Raw genomic sequence first — 16,695 nt, forward strand, 5'->3', positions numbered from 1 at the left:
AGTCCAGGTGGCTGGCGAACAAGATTTACAGCCCCAGGCACGCCAGCATGATGAAGGTAGCGAACAGCACGAAGTGGGTCATGCCTTCGATGGCGTTGGTTTCGCCGTCGTTGAGGTTGATGGCGCTGACGATCAAGGTCAGCGCCACCATCACCGTCTGCACCGGGGTCATGGCCATCTGGAACGGCTGGCCGGTGTACAAGGCCATGGCCTCCATCACCGGCACCGTCAGAATCACGGTCGACAACGAGGCCCCCAGCGCCACGTTCACCGTGGACTGCATGCGGTTGGCCAGGGCCGCGCGCAGGGCGGTCAGAATTTCCGGGGCCGCCGAGATGGCCGCGACGATGATGGCCATCAACACCGGCGGTGCGCCGCTGCCTTCCAGGCCGTAGTCCAGGGTCTTGGACATCACCTCGGCCAAGGCGCCGATTACCAGCACCCCGAACACCAGCGTGCCGACTGACAGCGGCAGGTTAACCGCAGGCGCCTGTGTCCCGTCGTTTTGCCGGCGCTTCTTTTTCGGGTAGCTGTAGCTGAAAAAATAACTGTGCGGCCCCACCTGCATGCGCAGGAACAAGGTGTAGAGCATCACGGTGGCGAAAATGGTGAAACCCGAATACAGCTTCCAGTCACCGTGGGGGATGAACTCGGGCACCACCATGGACACGCCCATGGCGGTCATGATCATGACCCCATAGGAACGCGCCGAATCATCGTTGTAGACCTGTTCGCCATGCTTGATGCCGCCCATCAGCGCCGACAGTCCGAGAATGCCGTTGATGTCCAGCATCACGGCCGAATAAATGGTGTCGCGCACAAGCGTCGGCGAGGCTTCGTTGCTCATCATGATCGCCAGGATCACCACTTCCACCAACACGGCCGACAGGGTCAGGATCATGGTGCCGTAGGGGTCGCCGACCTTCTCGGCCAGCAGTTCCGCGTGCTGGGCCACTTGCACCGAGGCGCAGACGATCGCCGCCACCAGCACCACGCCCGCCAGCAAGGCGATACCGTGGCCATGGCCAACCAATTGCGGCTCCAGCGGGTAGGCCGCGCACGTGACGATCAACGCCAGCAGCAGGTATTTCTCTTGCTTGAATAAAGTCAGCATCAGGGCGCTCAGCGTTTCAACCGTTGAGCTAGTGACTGTAGACCGGGGCAGATGGTTTCCCCCGCACCAGCACAAAGCAGTTCCCAGGCCCCTGCACCGAAGTGGGAGCGCCGCGCAACCCGCGGCAGCTGGCTTGCCAGCGCACTGTCGAGGCCAGAAGCGTTACGGCAAGCCCGCCCCCTGCAAATGCCAACAATGTTGTCCTGTTGGTCAATTATTTGCATTGCCCTTCGAGCCGTTCCACACCACAACAACATGGAGCTCGAACACACATGCAAAAACGCCCGTTGAAGACGCTGTTGGCCACCCTCGCCGCCGCCGTTGGCCTGGCGACCAGCCTGACCGCCAGCGCCGCCGACCCGCTGAAAATCGGATTTGTCTACGTGGGCCCCATTGGCGACCACGGCTGGACCTACCAGCACGAACTGGCGCGCCAGCAACTGGTGGCGCAGATGGGCGACAAGATCAGCACCAGCTATGTGGAAAACGTACCGGAAGGCGCCGACGCCGAGCGGGTGATCCGCAACATGGCCAAGGACAAGTACGACCTGATCTTCAGCACCTCATTCGGCTACATGAACCCCACCGCCAAGGTCGCCCAGCAATTTCCAAACGTGGTCTTCGAGCACGCCACTGGCTACAAGCAGGGCAAGAACCTGGGCACCTACCTGGCGCGCACCTATGAAGGGCGCTACGTGGGCGGCTTCCTGGCGGCGAAGATGACCAAGACCAGGAAGATCGGCTACGTCGCCTCCTTCCCTATCCCTGAAGTGATCCGCGACATCGACGCCATTCAACTGGCCTTGAACAAGTACAACCCTGGGACCGAACTGAAAGTGGTGTGGGTCAACTCCTGGTTCGACCCAGGCAAGGAGTCCGACGCCGCCAACGCCCTGATCGACCAGGGCGCCGACGTGATCTTCCAGCACACCGATAGCCCGGCACCGATCCAGACCGCCGAGCGCCGTGGGGTTTATGCCGTTGGCTACGCTTCGGACATGGCTCACTTCGGGCCGAAGGCGGTGCTGACCTCCATCGTCAACAACTGGACACCTTATTACACCCAGACCACCCAGCATGTGCTTGACCACACCTGGAAATCCGAGGACTACTGGGGCGGCCTGAAGGACGGCACCGTCGAGTTGCCGATCAGCGACATTGTCCCGGCCGACGTGAAGGCCGAAGCGGAAAAACTCATCGCCAGCATCAAGAGCGGCGAGTTCCAGCCATTTACCGGGCCCATCAAGGACCAGGCCGGCACCGTGAAGATCCCGGCGGGCAGTTCGGCCAGCATCGCCGACCTGGCGGGCATGAACTACTACGTCGAAGGCCTGAGCGCCAAGTTGCCACAATAACAATGCAACGGGCCGCCCCCATGGCGGCCCCACAGGACACTGCTGATGGAATCACTTCCGATCATCGACATCGCGCCCCTGTACTAGGCTGATCGCCAGGGCTGGCTGACGGTGGCCAACGCCATCGACCATGCCTGCCGGCACTGGGGCTTTTTCTACATTAAGGGCCACCCGATCAGCGCCGAACGCATCGGCCAGTTGCAAAGCGCCGCCCAGGCGTTCTTCGCCCTGCCCCTGGCAGACAAGCTGAGCATCGACATCACCCAGACCCGCCACCACCGCGGTTATGGCGCCATCGCCACTGAGCAGCTGGACCCCGAGCGGCCCAGCGACCTCAAGGAAACCTTCGACATGGGACTGCACCTGGCCGCCGAGCACCCGGACGTGCTCGCCGGCAAGCCGCTGCGCGGCCCCAACCGCCACCCTGAACTGCCGGGCTGGCAGGCCCTGATGGAGGGGCATTACCGCGACATGCAAGCGCTGGCGCAAACCCTGCTGCGTGCCATCGCCCTGGCGCTGGATATCGAGGAAGATTTCTTCGACCAGCGCTTCAAGGACCCGGTGAGCGTGCTGCGCATGATCCACTACCCGCCACGCCAGACCGCCAGTTCCGCTGATCAGCAAGGCGCCGGCGCTCATACCGACTATGGCTGCATCACCTTGCTGTACCAGGACAGCGCCGGTGGCCTGCAGGTGCGCAATGTGGACGGCCAGTGGATCGACGCGCCGCCCATCGAGGGCACCTTCGTGGTCAACCTCGGCGACATGATGGCGCGCTGGAGCAACGACCAGTACGTGTCCACCCCCCACCGGGTGATCAGCCCCCTGGGCGTGGACCGCTACTCCATGCCGTTCTTCGCCGAACCGCACCCCGACACCCGCATCGAATGCCTGCCAGGCTGCCAGGACATCAGCCGCCCGGCGAAATACCCGCCCACCACCTGCGCAGAATTTCTGCTGTCACGCTTCGCCGATACCTATGCCTACCGGCGCGAACAGGCCGAGGTGATCTGAACCGGCTGGTCAGGTTATCGCTCATGCGGGCGATAACCTCTGTAGAATGCGGCCCATTGCACTTCAAGAGACACCTTTATGTACGATTGGCTCAACGCCCTGCCCAAGGCAGAACTGCACCTTCACCTGGAAGGTTCCCTGGAGCCCGAGCTGCTGTTCGCCCTGGCCGAACGCAACAAGATCGCCCTGCCCTGGAATGACGTGGAAGCCCTGCGCGGCGCCTACGCGTTCAACAACCTGCAGGAATTCCTCGACCTGTACTACCAGGGCGCCGATGTACTGCGCACCGAGCAGGACTTCTACGACTTGACCTGGGCGTACCTGCAGCGCTGCAAGGCGCAGAACGTGATTCACACCGAGCCGTTCTTCGACCCGCAGACCCACACCGACCGCGGCATCGCGTTCGAAGTGGTACTGAACGGCATCACCCAGGCCCTGAAAGATGGCCACCAGCAACTGGGCGTCAGCAGCGGTCTGATCCTCAGCTTCCTGCGCCACCTGAGCGAGGAAGAAGCCGAGAAAACCCTGGACCAGGCGCTGCCATTCCGTGACGCGTTCGTGGCCGTGGGCCTGGACAGCTCGGAAATGGGCCACCCGCCCAGCAAGTTCAAGCGCGTGTTCGACCGCGCCCGTGGCGAAGGCTTCCTGACCGTGGCCCACGCCGGCGAAGAAGGCCCGCCCGAGTACATCTGGGAAGCCCTGGACCTGCTCAAGATCCAGCGGATCGACCACGGCGTGCGCGCCATCGAGGACGAACGCCTGATGCAGCGCATCATCGACGAGCAGATCCCGCTCACCGTGTGCCCGCTGTCCAACACCAAGCTGTGCGTGTTCGACCACATGAGCCAGCACAACATCCTCGACATGCTGGAGCGCGGCGTGAAGGTGACGGTCAACTCCGATGACCCGGCCTACTTCGGCGGCTACGTGACCGAGAACTTCCACGCGCTGTACACCGACTTGGGCATGACCCAGGACCAGGCCAGACGCCTGGCGCAGAACAGCCTGGATGCGCGGCTGGTCAAGCCGTAAGCAGTGCGGCGCCCGGTCCTGCAGATTCAGGCAGGACCGGGCGAAGCTCGGGAATAGCGATTCAAGGCTGGGTCAGTTCTTCCAGCGTGCGCCCCCGGGTTTCCACCCCGAACAACCACACCACCAGCGCCGCCACGGCGAAGCACAATGCCCCCAGGGCAAACACCCCGCCTTGCCCCGTCAACGGAAATACCAGCCCCGTCACCATCGGCCCCAACAGCGAGCCCACGCGGCCGATCGCCGACGCAAACCCCGAACCGGTAGCCCGCGATGACGTGGGGTACAGCTCAGGCGTGTAGGTGTACAGCACCGCCCACATCCCGAACAGAAAGAACTGCATCAGCAGCCCCGACGCAATCAGCAAGCCCACGTTGCCGCCAAATACTGCGCTCTGCCCATACACGAACGCCATGGCACCCCCGCCCAGCAAGGTCAGCACGCAGGTCGGCTTGCGCCCCCAGCGCTCTACCAGCCAGGCCGCCATCAGAAAACCCGGTATCCCGCCCAGGGAAATCAGCACGGTGTAATACACCGACTGGGTTACCGCGAACCCCGATTGCTGCAACAGGGCCCCCAGCCAGGACGTCAGGCCATAGAACCCCAGCAACGCAAAGAACCACAGGCTCCAGATCATCAACGTGCGCTGGCGATAAACCGGTGACCACAGCGCCCCGAAGGCTGCGAAAAAACCCGTCGGTGCCGCGGCCTGCCGTGCCATGGCCACAGGTTCAGGCAACGGCGCACCGCCCAGCGAACGCTGCACCCGAGCCTCGATACCCGTCAGCACCTTGTCCGCCTCCGCATGCTGGCCCGAGTGCTCCAGCCAGCGTGGCGACTCGGGAATGAAGAAGCGAACCGCCAGCACGAACACTGCCGGTATCGCCAGCACCAGGAAAATGGCGCGCCAGCCAATCAACGGCAACAGGCAATAGGAAAGCACCCCGGCGGCCACGAACCCCAACGGCCAGAAGCCATCCATCAGCGCGATATAGCGGCCCCGTTCGCGGGCCGGAATCAGTTCAGACAGCATCGACTGGGCAATCGGGAATTCCATGCCCATGCCAATACCCAACAGCACCCGAAACAATGTCAGCGTTTCCAGTTCCTGCGCCGTGGAGCACAGGTAGCTGGCCACCCCCCAGAGCACGATGCTCCATTGGAACACCGGCTTGCGCCCGAAACGGTCGGCCAGCATGCCGGACAGCGAAGCCCCCAGTACCATGCCGAAAAAGCTGGAACTGGCCAGCACGCCTGCCTGGGCGCTGGTCAGGCCGAACTCGGCTTTGATCGAACCCAACAGGAACGTCATCATGGCCAGGTCCATGGAATCGAACAGAAACGCGAGCGCGATGACGACGAAGATCAGGCGGTGGTAACCACTGACGGGCAGCCGCTCCAGGCGCTCCGCCGCGGTGAAACCGTGGATGGGCATAGGCGTGTTCCTCGCTAGCAGTGAGCCGTGCCACGAGTGTGCGGGAATGACCGGGCTGCCTATGTCTGACAGCGACGCCGCTCCCCCTGTAAACGACGCCGACAGCGCTGGGCCGAAGGCGTCCCCCTGCGGGCTAGACTACTTCGGGCCGCTCGCTCTCCTGGGCGATTCTGCCGATTTCCCGCAAGCCGGCCTGGCTCAGGTGCAACAGGCGTGACTCATCACTGGTGCGCAGCCAGCCAGACTGCAGGAACAACGTCAGCAGGCTGGCGCCCAAGGGCCCCCCTATATGGGGCCTGGCGTTGCTCCAGTCACTGCAGGGGCACGCGGCACGCTCCAGGGGGCTTGCCAGCGCTTGAATGTAGATACCGTGGCGCGCCAACTGCTGCACGCCCTTTTGAGTGACCTCTACGCGTTGGTCGTGCTGCTCCACCCAGCCGGCATCCAGAAAGCGCTGGAACAGCTCCACCGCCAGTTCGCCCCCCAGATGGTCATGGCATAAACGCGCCTTGCGCATGGCATGGGAAGCCACGGGCAGGCCCACTGGCACTTGATCGCCCGGCCCGTCGACGCAGCCAGAACAAACACTGGCCAATGCCTCCACCGCCGTGCCGACCTGCGGCGTGGCCAACTTGAAAAAGCGCTTGCGCCCCCGTGGTTCCAGTTTCAACAAGCCGCCCGCCGCCAGACGTGCCAAATGGGCACTGGCCGAAGAAGGCGTCAACCCGGTCAAGGTCGCCAACTCTTCCGACGCACGCGCGGAGCCATCGATCAGCGCCCAGATCATCGCACTGCGCTTGGGGTCGGCAAGCAACAAAGCGATACGGCTGATGCTCGGTGCATATTCCATGTAATAACTCCCTGTCGAAACATTCGTCTATTCGGCCGCTGAGGTCAGCGACCACTAAAACAGCTCCAACGAAAGAGGTTACAAACGCCAGGAACGGGTAACTTCAGCGTGGTATGTTTACCAATTGTTAGCAAACACTATCGACCGATCAAGACAGCCCGCCTATGGGCGCTTGTTCCGGCCACCTGCTTGGTCGGCCGAGGGCTGTCCTCTCTCGGTGGCAATGGCTGCCCTAGGGATTATAAGCGTACGAATTTGCTCAAGTTCGCATGAGCGGCAAAAGGATGGCAGCCTGGCGGCAAGGTTTCCCAAGGAGAGCAACTGCACAGGGTGTCATAAATACTTTCAAAGTTGCTTTGATCGGATCACAAGCGAGAAGAATCAATGCCCTGACAGCCAATGAATTTACTCGCTCTTTGTTCACTGGGAGTAAATACCTACAACCAACGTTAAAAAAACTGGCAGAACAAGTCTGTAGTGAACTACGCGCCAGGATAATCTTTGGACAGTTCGGTACACCCTTTTCTGACTCTTTCGTGTAATACCTTGACTGATTTGCTCAGTTGAGCCCGGTGGGCACACAACAGGTTCAGGGGGGTTCTTTCGCCGGCCAAGTGCGGCATGACCACTTCGAGGCGGCCCGCCATGACGTCATTGGCCACGTCCAGCCAGGACTTGTAGGCGATGCCCATGCCCGCCAATGCCCAGCGCCGCACCACATCGGCGTCGTCGCTGAACCGATCGCCACGAACCGTCAGACCCACTTCGCGGCGGCCATCGCCGAAACGCCAATGCTCATGCACACGCCCACCCAGCATGAACAGCAGGCAATTGTGCTGCGCCAACTGTTCCACCTGGCGCGGCCGGCCATGGGCCGCCAGGTAGCCCGGTGATGCGCACAGCACCCGGCGGTTGTCGGGGCTGACCGGCAGTGCCACCAGGCTGGAGTCCTCGGGCTCGCCGTAACGCAAGGCAAGGTCCACGGGCTGGCGGAACAGATCGGCGATTCGGTCCCCCAGCAGCAGGCGCACCGACAAGTCCGGGTATCGCTGCTGCAGATCATCCAGCCAAGGCAGCAGCACGTTGCGGCCAAAATCCGAGGGTGCCGACAGTTGAATGAGGCCGCCCGGCTGTTCCTGGCCGCGCGCCAGCACCTGGCGGCCTTCTTCCAGGCTGGCCAAGGCGGTGCGTGCGTACTCCAGAAAGCCCTCGCCTTCGGCGGTCAGGCGCAGGCTGCGCGTGGAACGCGCCAGCAGGCGGGCGCCCAACTGCGCCTCGATACGCTTGAGCGCCGCGCTGGCGACCGCGGGCGACAGGTCCATGCCCCGAGCCGCGGCCGAGAGGCTTCCGAGGTCGGCGGCACGCACGAAGAGTTGCAGGTCATCAAATCGGAGCATGGTCATTATCAAAAAAATGTTGAAAGAGATTGGGGTTTTAGCGGGTTTTACCTTGCCTGGAAATAGCCAATCATGGGCGCACTGTTTTCACGCCCGTCCGGAGCTACACATGAAAGCCATTGCCTACTACGCCTGCCTGCCTATCAACGACCCCGCCGCGTTGCAGGACGTTGACCTGCCCGCCCCGCAACCCGGCCCCCGTGACCTGCTCGTGGAGGTCAAGGCCATCTCGGTGAACCCCGTGGACACCAAAGTGCGGCAGAACGCTGCGCCAGAGCAGGGCGCGGCCAAGGTGCTGGGCTGGGACGTGGCCGGTATCGTGCAAGCCGTGGGGGCCCAGGTCAGCCTGTTCAAACCCGGTGACCGCGTGTATTACGCCGGCTCCATCGCCCGCGCCGGGGGCAACAGCGAACTGCATGTGGTGGACGAGCGCATCGTTGGGCACATGCCAGCCAGCCTCGGCTTCGCCGACGCGGCCGCGTTGCCACTCACCGCCATCACCGCCTGGGAATTGCTGTTCGAACGCCTGCAGGTAGCCGAGGGCAGCGCCAGCGAAGGCCAGAGCCTGCTGATCGTGGGTGCCGCTGGCGGCGTGGGGTCTATCCTGACGCAACTGGCGCGCCAGCTCACTGGCCTGACCGTGATCGGCACCGCCTCGCGGCCGCAAACCCAGCAATGGGTGCGCGACCTCGGCGCCCACCACGTCATCGACCACAGCCAACCGTTGAGTGCCGAGCTCAAGCGCCTGGGCCTGGGGCCGGTCACCCACGTTGCAAGCCTGACCCAGACCGACCAGCACCTGGCTGAGCTGGTGGAAGCGTTGGCACCCCAGGGCCGCCTGGCGCTGATCGACGACCCCAAGAGCCTCGACGTGAGCTTGCTCAAGCGCAAAAGCCTGTCGTTGCACTGGGAGTTCATGTACACCCGTTCGCTGTTCGAGACGCCCGACATGATCGAACAGCACCACTTGCTTGACCGCGTGGCCGACCTGGTCGACGCCGGTACCTTGCGCACCACCGTAGGCGAGCACTTCGGCCGTATCGAGGCGGCCAACCTGAAGCGCGCCCACGCCCTGCTGGAAAGCGGCAAGGCCCGTGGCAAGATCGTGCTGGAAGGGTTCTGAACCTGACCGACGGTGATGCGCCAGCATGACCGTCAGACCAAAGGTTGCCATGGGTCAACCCGGGGTCGGTGGGCAGCGCTACACTTGAGGCCTCTGACCCCCGGAGGAATCAGCCATGAAGATAGTGCTTACGGAACTCGCCAGGGAACATGGCAGCCACTGGCAAGTACGCCTGGACCAGCATGTGGTGACCTTTCGCAGCGAGGCCGAAGCCCGGGCGTTCATCCAGACCCTGGAATCGCGCCTCGCCGCGCCGCACCGGCTACCCTACCGCCAACAGCGCGTGGCTCAGTGAGCCTGGCGCGAACGTCGTACCCACTGCGTCACCTGTGACAACACCACGGCCAGCAGGCCACAGCCGCTGATCACCAGTGCCATCGGAATGGCGCTGCCGTCGTAGAGCGCGCCGACCAGGGATGCGGAGCCGGCCGCCACGCTGAACTGCAGGCAACCCAGCAGCGCCGAAGCGCTGCCGGCGCGCGCGCCCTGGCCATTCATGGCGCAGGCCGAAGCGTTGGGAATGATGCAGCCGAGGCTGGCGATACAGATGAACAGTGGAACCAGCAATGGCCATAGCGCAGCGGGGTGCATCGCGCTGACCGCCAGCAGGCACAAGGCCGCCGCCAGGTAGACCCACACCGCCCGCGTCAGCAGGTAAACCGGGCCGCGCTTGGCCAGCATGCGCGCATTCACCTGGGCCACCAGGATGAAGCCCGCGGCGTTGCTCCCGAACAGCCAACCGTAATGCTCGGCGGGCACCCCATACAGTTTGATGAAGACGAATGGCGAACCCGCCACGTAGGCAAACATGCCGGCCATGGCGATGCCACCGGTCAGGGCATTGCCCAGGAACATCGGCTCCTTGAGCAGACGCACGTATTGCCCCAGTGCCCCACTCAATGGTTGGCGCGGGTGATGTGCCGGCATGCTTTCCGGCAGGCCTCGGAATACCGCCACCCCACACAGGGCGCTGAACAGCGTCAGCAGGCCGAAGATCCATTGCCAGCCCCAGGTGTTCACCAGCAGGCCACCGAGCATTGGCGCCAGAATTGGCGCCAGGCCCATCACCAGCATCAACTGGGAAAACACTTTGGCCGACCCCACCGCGTCGCACTTGTCGCTGACAATGGCGCGCGACAGCACCATGCCGGCGCAGCCACCCAGGGCCTGAATGAAACGTGCCGCGATCAGCGCGTCCAGGTTGGGGGCAAAGGCGCAGGCCAGGGACGCCAGGGTAAACAGCGCCACACCCGACAGCAGCGGTACCCTGCGGCCGAAACGGTCGGCGATGGGACCGTAGGCCAACTGGCCGATGGACAGGCCGAGGAAATAGGCCGCCAGGGTCAGTTGAACGTGCTGCTCATCGGTACCGAATGCCTTGGCCATGGCCGGGAAGCCCGGCAGGTAGAAGTCGATGGCCAGCGGCCCGAATGCGCTGAGCGCGCCGAGAATGAGGATGGTTCTGAAGTTCATTGAGGGTCCAGTACAGCCTTGAGGGCAACGTTGCAGTTTACCTGTTCTGGCCCCTCAGCGCGAAAAGCGCGACCCTATGCCGCTCAGCTCACGCTATAGCCTTCTTCCTTGATTGCCTCGGCAATCACGGCAGCCGGTTGCTGGCTTTCCACGCGCACCTTGGCGCCTGCCAGGTCGACTTCTATTACCGCCGCCGGGTCGAGAGCCTGCACGGCATGGGTGACGGCCTTGACGCAGTGCCCGCAGGTCATGCCTTGAACGTTGAACTCTTGCATGCTGATGCCTCCTGAGACGAGATGAAGGTATAGCTTCAACCTTGCCATCATGACAAGGTCAAGTTCTGCCGTTACCTGCCGGGCTGGAAATTAGCGGCTGGCTCCGCCAAGCTGGGGCATCGATGATTCATACAGCAGGAGCAACGCGCCATGCGCAGGTCCCTTTTCCGCCTGATGGGCATCCTGGGGTTGACCACCCTGTCACTCTGGGCCCAGGCCGAGAGCGTTCAAGATTACAGCGTGCTGATCGTTTCCCGTGAACGCCTGGAAGTCGGCACCCCTTGCGAGCTGGGCATCTATATCGGTGACAACAAGGTCGGCCGCCTGTTTCAGGAGCAGGAAGTGTCCTTCAACCTGCCGCCCGGCAAGGTGGTGGTGCGTCTGATGCAGGAGCCGGGACAGGCGCCTGGCTGCGCGCCCGGCCTGCCGGCCCCCAATGCCACGGCCATCGACTTGCGTGCCGGGCAGGTGCAGAAATACCGCATTGCCAATGGCCCCAATGGCATGTACCTCAAGCTCGCGCCGCCAGACCAGTACTGAACGGCGCTTGACCTTGCCAAGGTGGCAAGGTTGATTCTAAGGTCCTCTGCCAAGGAGGACCTTCCATGCCCAATGCCCTTACCCTCGAATTGCCCATCAGTGGCATGACCTGCGCCAGTTGCGCAGGCCGCGTCGAGCGTGCCCTGAACAAAGTGGACGGGGTGAAGCAGGCCAGCGTGAACCTGGCCAGCGAGCGTGCCCACGTTGAGTTGTCGGCAGCCCTGGACCCGGCGCGCCTGATCGCCGCCGTGGAAAAGGCCGGCTACAACGCCAGCCTTCCCGACACCCCGCCTGCCGACCCCGCACCGGCGCTGCACCGCGAGCGCCTGGCCCTGGCCGCCGCCCTGCTGCTGGCCCTTCCGCTGGTGGCGCCGATGCTGGTGCAGCCCCTGGGGCTGGACTGGATGTTGCCAGCCTGGCTGCAATGGGCGCTGGCCACCCCCGTGCAATTCATTCTGGGCGCCCGTTTTTACGTGGCTGCTTTCAAGGCCGTACGCGCCAAGGCGGGCAACATGGACCTGCTGGTAGCCTTGGGTACCAGCGCGGGTTACGGCTTGAGCCTGTACGAATGGGCACGTGCCCCCAGCGGGAGCATGCCGCACCTGTATTTCGAGGCCTCGGCAGTTGTGATCGCCCTGGTGCTGCTGGGCAAACACCTGGAAAGCCGGGCCAAGCGCCAGACGGCCACAGCCATCCGCGCACTGGAGCAACTGCGCCCGGAACGCGCGATGCGTTTGCGCGATGGCGTTGAGCACGAGGTGGCCATCGGTCAATTGCGCCTGGGTGACCAGGTGGTGGTGCGCCCTGGCGAACGCTTTGCCGTCGACGGCCATGTGCTGGAAGGCCGTAGCCACGCCGATGAGTCGCTGATCAGCGGCGAAAGCCTGCCAGTGCCCAAACAGGCAGGCGACCGGGTGATCGGCGGTGCCATCAACGGCGAGGGGCGCCTGGTGGTAGAGGCCACGGCGCTGGGCGGCGAAAGCGTGCTGGCCAAAATCATTCGCCTGGTGGAAGACGCTCAGGCCGCCAAGGCGCCAATTCAGAAACTGGTGGACCGGGTGAGCCAGGTGTTTGTCCCCGTGGTACTGGTCGTGGCGCTGGCAACATTGGTCGGGTGGTGGCTACAGGGTGCGCCGCTGGAAGCGGCCATCATCAACGCCGTGGCCGTGCTGGTGATCGCCTGCCCTTGCGCCTTGGGCCTGGCCACCCCCGCGGCGATCATGGCGGGTACCGGCGCCGCGGCGCGCCACGGTATTCTGATCAAGGACGCCGACGCCCTGGAGCGCGCCCATGCCGTGACCCGCGTGGTGTTCGACAAGACCGGCACCCTGACCTCCGGCAGCCCGACACTGGTGCACCTCAAGGCCATGGCCGGCGACGACACCCGCGTGCTGGAAAGGGCGGGCAGCCTGCAACGCGGCAGCGAGCACCCGCTGGCCCATGCCGTGCTGCAGGCCTGCGAGCAACGCGGTATCAGCGTGCAAAGCGCCCAGGACGTACAGGCCTTGGGCGGCCGTGGCATCACCGGAACCGTAGAGGGCCACTCGCTGGCCCTCGGCAACCAACGCCTGCTGCACGACCTGGGCCTGGACGGCGGCGTGCTGCTGGCCGACGCCCAGGCCTGGGAAGCCGAAGGGCGTACCCTGTCATGGCTGCTGGAGCAAGGCGCGCAGCCGCGTGTGCTGGGCCTGCTGGCTTTTGGTGACAGCCTCAAGCCCGGTGCGGGTGATGCGGTGGCGCAATTGGCGGCACGCCACATCAGTAGCCACCTGCTCACCGGCGACAACCAGGGCAGCGCCCGGGTGGTGGCCGACGCCCTGGGCATCGCCGACGTGCATGCCCAGGTACTGCCAGCCGACAAGGCCGCCACGGTGATGCGCCTGAAGACCGACGGCGTGGTGGCCATGGTCGGTGACGGCATCAACGATGCCCCGGCGCTGGCCGCCGCTGACATCGGCATTGCCATGGGCGGCGGCACCGACGTGGCCATGCAGGCCGCAGGCATTACCCTGATGCGTGGCGACCCGCGCCTGGTGCCGGCGGCACTGGACATCAGCCGGCGCACCTATGCGAAAATTCGCCAGAACCTGTTCTGGGCTTTCGTGTACAACCTGATCGGCATTCCGCTGGCCGCCTTCGGGCTGCTCAACCCGGTGCTGGCTGGCGCGGCCATGGCCCTGTCCAGTGTCAGTGTGGTCAGCAACGCCTTGCTGGTCAAGACCTGGAAGCCTGAGAAGGAATGACCCCCATGAACATGAATATCGGCCAGGCGGCCCGGCACAGTGGCCTCAGCGCGAAGATGATCCGCTACTACGAGTCCATCGGGCTGCTCAAACCCGCCCTGCGCACCGACAGCGGCTACCGCCTGTACCAGGATGACGACCTGCATACCCTGGCGTTCATCAAGCGTTCGCGGGACCTGGGCTTTTCCCTGGAAGAAGTGGCGCAGTTGCTGACCCTGTGGCAAGACCGAGGGCGCGCGAGCGCCGACGTCAAGGCGCTGGCCCACCGGCATATCGACGACTTGAACCGGCGCATCGCCGAACTCACGGGGTTGCGCGATACCTTGCAGAACCTGGCGTCGCACTGCCAGGGCAATGACCGGCCCGACTGCCCGATCCTCGCGGACCTGGCTTCGGGTGGCTGTTGTCACTGATGAACCGCAGCTGTTCACGCCCCTCCCCTGCGGGCCCGGGCGAAGCTCGGAAAGCGAGCGTCGCCCGGGCCCGCAGGGGCTCAGGCGCTCTGCCTGGTTATTGCAACCAGGGCGGCGGTGGTTCCTCGGCCTTGGCCGGGGGGGCGTCGTCGGCCTTGCGCGCCGCCTGGCGGCGGACTTCGTCAAGGCGGGCTGCTTCGATCTCGCGGATGACGCTGTTGACGTCAGCCTCGGTGTCGTCATCGGCGAACTGCCCGGTCAACACGCTGGCAGGGTGCAGTTTGCCTTCCTCGTACAACGCCCACATTTCCCGGGCGTAACGGGTGTCGCGCAACTCAGGGGCGAAACGGCCGAAATAGCTGGCCATGTTGCCCACGTCACGCTCCAGCATGCTGAACGCGTGGTTGTTGCCCGCCGCATCCACCGCCTGGGGCAGGTCGATGATCACCGGCCCGTCCGGGCCCAGCAACACGTTGAACTCCGACAGGTCACCGTGCACCAGGCCAGTGCACAACATCAGCACGATCTGGCGTATCAAAAATTCGTGGTACTCGCGCGCCTGTTCCGGGTCCAGTTCCACGTCATTGAGCCGTGGCGCTGCATCGCCGTATTCGTCGGCCACCAGCTCCATCAGCAGCACGCCTTCGAGGAAGTCGAACGGCTTGGGCACCCTCACGCCCGCACTGGCCAGGCGGAACAATGCCGCCACTTCGGCGTTCTGCCAGGCTTCTTCGGCTTCCTTGCGGCCAAACTTGGAGCCCTTGGCCATGGCCCGGGCCTGGCGGCTGTTACGCACCTTGCGGCCTTCCTGGTACTCGGCCGCCTGACGAAAACTTCGTTTGTTCGCCTCCTTGTAGACCTTGGCACAGCGCAGCTCTTTGCCACAGCGCACCACATAGACCGCTGCCTCTTTACCACTCATGAGTGGGCGCAGCACCTCGTCGACCAGACCGTCTTCGATCAGGGGTTCAATGCGTTTTGGAGTCTTCATCAGCTTTTATTGTGGGTCCTTTGTTACCAAACACGCGGAATGCACTCGTTCTGCGGCCATCCTCTCACAGTGACGCCACAATGCCGACTTTTCCCGAGCAAAGGCAATGCCAGGCACTGTAAGCAGTTTTGACCGCTGAAGCGTTTGACCCGCGGCGCCTCGAAAATTCAGCTCAATTTTCTGGTATACCAGCCGACAATGACACCACAGGCCCCTGATACCCATAACGCCTGAGCTGCACCTTTTTGTTTTCGATGAACTGCCCCTTTTATAAATAAAAAAGCTTGTGGAGCGCGGATGAACATCAAACAGAAACTGACCTGGGCGTTCGCGGTGATCGCGTGCCTGCCCATCGTAGTGGTCGCCACACTGGTCATCGTCAACCTGCGCAGCGATGCGCGCACGGGGTTCGTCGACGGCAGCAGCCGCGAGATCCGCCAGGTGGCCAACGCCATGCAGCTGTTCTTCGACGGTATCAGCCAGAACGTCGATTTCCTGGCCTCGCACCGGTTGGTCAAGGACGCCGATGCCAGCATCAAGAACTACATGGGTGCCAACGCCCCTGACGTCCCCATGGGCGAGAAGGACAAGCAACTGTTCGACTTCTTCGCCAGCCTGGCGGCCAGCCACCCCAACTATTCCTACGTGTCGTACGGCACCAGCGCCGGCGGCTATGCCTTCTGGCCTGGCGACCCGAAAATGGCCAACTACGACCCGCGCCAGCGCCCCTGGTACAAGACCGCCATGGCCAACCCCGGGAAAACCCTGCGCACCTCGGCCTATTACTGGGCAGGCGACGACGCCGTGCTGGTGAGCACCGTGCGCGCCGTGGCCAACCAATTGGGCAGCCAGGGTGGGGTGGTCAACATCGACGTGTCGCTCAAGGGCCTGACCGAAATCGTCAAGCAGATCAAGCTGGGTGAAAGCGGCTACCTGATGCTGATGGAGCGCGACGGGACGGTACTGGTGGACCCCAAGCAGCCAGAACACAACTTCAAACCGCTGGGTGACCTTGGCGAGGGGTATGCCCAACTGGCCAAGGCCGGCAAGGGGCTGGTGGAGGTGCAGATCAATGGCGAACGCTACATGGCCAACGTCTGGCCCTCGGAGCAACTGGGCTGGACCTTCATCGGCCTGATCAAGCAGAGCGAAGTGATGAGCTCGGCTACCCAGTTGACCTGGCTGATTGGCGGCATCGCCGCGGTGCTGGCAATCATCTTCGCCGTGGTGGGCGCCAGCTTCGCCACCCTGATCGTGCGGCCGATTCGCAGCGTGGCCAGTGGCCTGGAAGGCATTGCCCAGGGCGAAGGCGACCTGACACAGAGCCTGACCATTCGCGGGAACGACGAAACCGCGCAACTGGCCAACTGGTTCAACCAGTTCCTGGGAGCCATCCGCAGCCTCATACAGCATATCGGCGGCGCGGCGGCGAAGATCCTCGCC

15 protein-coding genes and 1 pseudogene are annotated in these 16,695 nt (G+C 63.7%); 9 read left to right on the plus strand and 7 right to left on the minus strand.

Annotated features, from left to right (window positions below; all coding sequences use genetic code 11):
- Positions 1-25: 25 nt before the first annotated feature.
- Complete coding sequence (locus QBK88_RS07320; RefSeq protein ID WP_277961522.1) at positions 26-1,114, minus strand: calcium:proton antiporter; 1,089 nt, start codon at positions 1,112-1,114, stop codon at positions 26-28.
- Between the two features lie 272 nt (positions 1,115-1,386).
- Here QBK88_RS07320 and QBK88_RS07325 point away from each other — a divergent pair, with 272 nt between their 5' ends.
- The 3 genes from QBK88_RS07325 (at position 1,387) to QBK88_RS07335 (ending at position 4,515) form a co-directional block, all read left to right on the plus strand.
- On the plus strand, positions 1,387-2,469 hold the full coding sequence (locus QBK88_RS07325; RefSeq protein WP_277961523.1) for a BMP family ABC transporter substrate-binding protein: 1,083 nt from the start codon (positions 1,387-1,389) through the stop codon (positions 2,467-2,469).
- A gap of 105 nt (positions 2,470-2,574) precedes the next feature.
- Positions 2,575-3,483, plus strand: a complete 909-nt coding sequence (locus QBK88_RS07330) for a 2-oxoglutarate and iron-dependent oxygenase domain-containing protein (protein WP_277961669.1) — start codon at positions 2,575-2,577, stop codon at positions 3,481-3,483.
- Positions 3,484-3,561: 78 nt separating this feature from the next.
- Positions 3,562-4,515 (plus strand): adenosine deaminase, encoded by a 954-nt coding sequence (locus QBK88_RS07335; protein ID WP_277961524.1) that lies wholly within the window; start codon positions 3,562-3,564, stop codon positions 4,513-4,515.
- A gap of 61 nt (positions 4,516-4,576) precedes the next feature.
- On the opposite strand, the gene QBK88_RS07340 is transcribed toward QBK88_RS07335, so the two are convergent.
- From QBK88_RS07340 to QBK88_RS07350, 3 genes are all read right to left on the minus strand, one after another.
- On the minus strand, positions 4,577-5,947 hold the full coding sequence (locus QBK88_RS07340; protein WP_277961525.1) for an MFS transporter: 1,371 nt from the start codon (positions 5,945-5,947) through the stop codon (positions 4,577-4,579).
- Between the two features lie 133 nt (positions 5,948-6,080).
- A complete protein-coding gene (locus QBK88_RS07345) occupies positions 6,081-6,797 on the minus strand; it encodes an ArsR/SmtB family transcription factor (RefSeq protein ID WP_277961526.1) in 717 nt (238 codons plus the stop codon).
- Positions 6,798-7,279: 482 nt separating this feature from the next.
- The gene (locus tag QBK88_RS07350) at positions 7,280-8,194 is read right to left on the minus strand and encodes a LysR family transcriptional regulator (RefSeq protein ID WP_268145792.1); all 915 of its coding nucleotides are present in this window, start codon (positions 8,192-8,194) and stop codon (positions 7,280-7,282) included.
- Between the two features lie 109 nt (positions 8,195-8,303).
- Here QBK88_RS07350 and QBK88_RS07355 point away from each other — a divergent pair, with 109 nt between their 5' ends.
- A complete protein-coding gene (locus QBK88_RS07355) occupies positions 8,304-9,317 on the plus strand; it encodes a zinc-binding alcohol dehydrogenase family protein (RefSeq protein WP_277961527.1) in 1,014 nt (337 codons plus the stop codon).
- A gap of 115 nt (positions 9,318-9,432) precedes the next feature.
- Positions 9,433-9,612 (plus strand): hypothetical protein, encoded by a 180-nt coding sequence (locus QBK88_RS07360; RefSeq protein ID WP_158157907.1) that lies wholly within the window; start codon positions 9,433-9,435, stop codon positions 9,610-9,612.
- Here the strand turns inward: QBK88_RS07360 and QBK88_RS07365 are convergent.
- Together QBK88_RS07365 and QBK88_RS07370 are read right to left on the minus strand one after the other, a co-directional pair.
- Complete coding sequence (locus QBK88_RS07365) at positions 9,606-10,790, minus strand: multidrug effflux MFS transporter (RefSeq protein WP_277961528.1); 1,185 nt, start codon at positions 10,788-10,790, stop codon at positions 9,606-9,608. The genes QBK88_RS07360 and QBK88_RS07365 overlap by 7 nt on opposite strands.
- A gap of 83 nt (positions 10,791-10,873) precedes the next feature.
- Positions 10,874-11,065: a cation transporter gene (locus QBK88_RS07370; protein WP_277961529.1), complete on the minus strand. Its 192-nt coding sequence runs from the start codon at positions 11,063-11,065 to the stop codon at positions 10,874-10,876.
- Between the two features lie 150 nt (positions 11,066-11,215).
- Between QBK88_RS07370 and QBK88_RS07375 the strand changes: the two genes are divergently transcribed.
- The 3 genes from QBK88_RS07375 to cueR all read left to right on the plus strand — a co-directional run bounded on the left by QBK88_RS07375 (position 11,216) and on the right by cueR (position 14,261).
- Positions 11,216-11,605 (plus strand): hypothetical protein, encoded by a 390-nt coding sequence (locus QBK88_RS07375; protein ID WP_277961530.1) that lies wholly within the window; start codon positions 11,216-11,218, stop codon positions 11,603-11,605.
- 65 nt (positions 11,606-11,670) lie between these two features.
- Positions 11,671-13,848 carry a heavy metal translocating P-type ATPase gene (locus QBK88_RS07380; protein ID WP_277961531.1) on the plus strand — a complete coding sequence of 726 codons (2,178 nt, stop codon included), beginning with the start codon at positions 11,671-11,673 and terminating at the stop codon, positions 13,846-13,848.
- 11 nt (positions 13,849-13,859) lie between these two features.
- Positions 13,860-14,261: a Cu(I)-responsive transcriptional regulator gene (gene cueR / locus QBK88_RS07385; RefSeq protein ID WP_277961670.1), complete on the plus strand. Its 402-nt coding sequence runs from the start codon at positions 13,860-13,862 to the stop codon at positions 14,259-14,261.
- Positions 14,262-14,358: 97 nt separating this feature from the next.
- Here the strand turns inward: cueR and QBK88_RS07390 are convergent, their stop codons facing one another.
- A complete protein-coding gene (locus QBK88_RS07390) occupies positions 14,359-15,252 on the minus strand; it encodes a PA4780 family RIO1-like protein kinase (protein WP_277961532.1) in 894 nt (297 codons plus the stop codon).
- A gap of 453 nt (positions 15,253-15,705) precedes the next feature.
- On the opposite strand from QBK88_RS07390, the pseudogene QBK88_RS30845 reads away from it, so the two are divergent.
- Positions 15,706-16,638: pseudogene (locus tag QBK88_RS30845) on the plus strand (cache domain-containing protein); the annotation flags it as partial.
- Positions 16,639-16,695: the final 57 nt, after the last annotated feature.

Source organism: Pseudomonas sp. RIT-To-2 (assembly GCF_029623465.1).
In the GTDB taxonomy this organism is placed as follows: Bacteria; Pseudomonadota; Gammaproteobacteria; order Pseudomonadales; family Pseudomonadaceae; genus Aquipseudomonas; species Aquipseudomonas silvicola.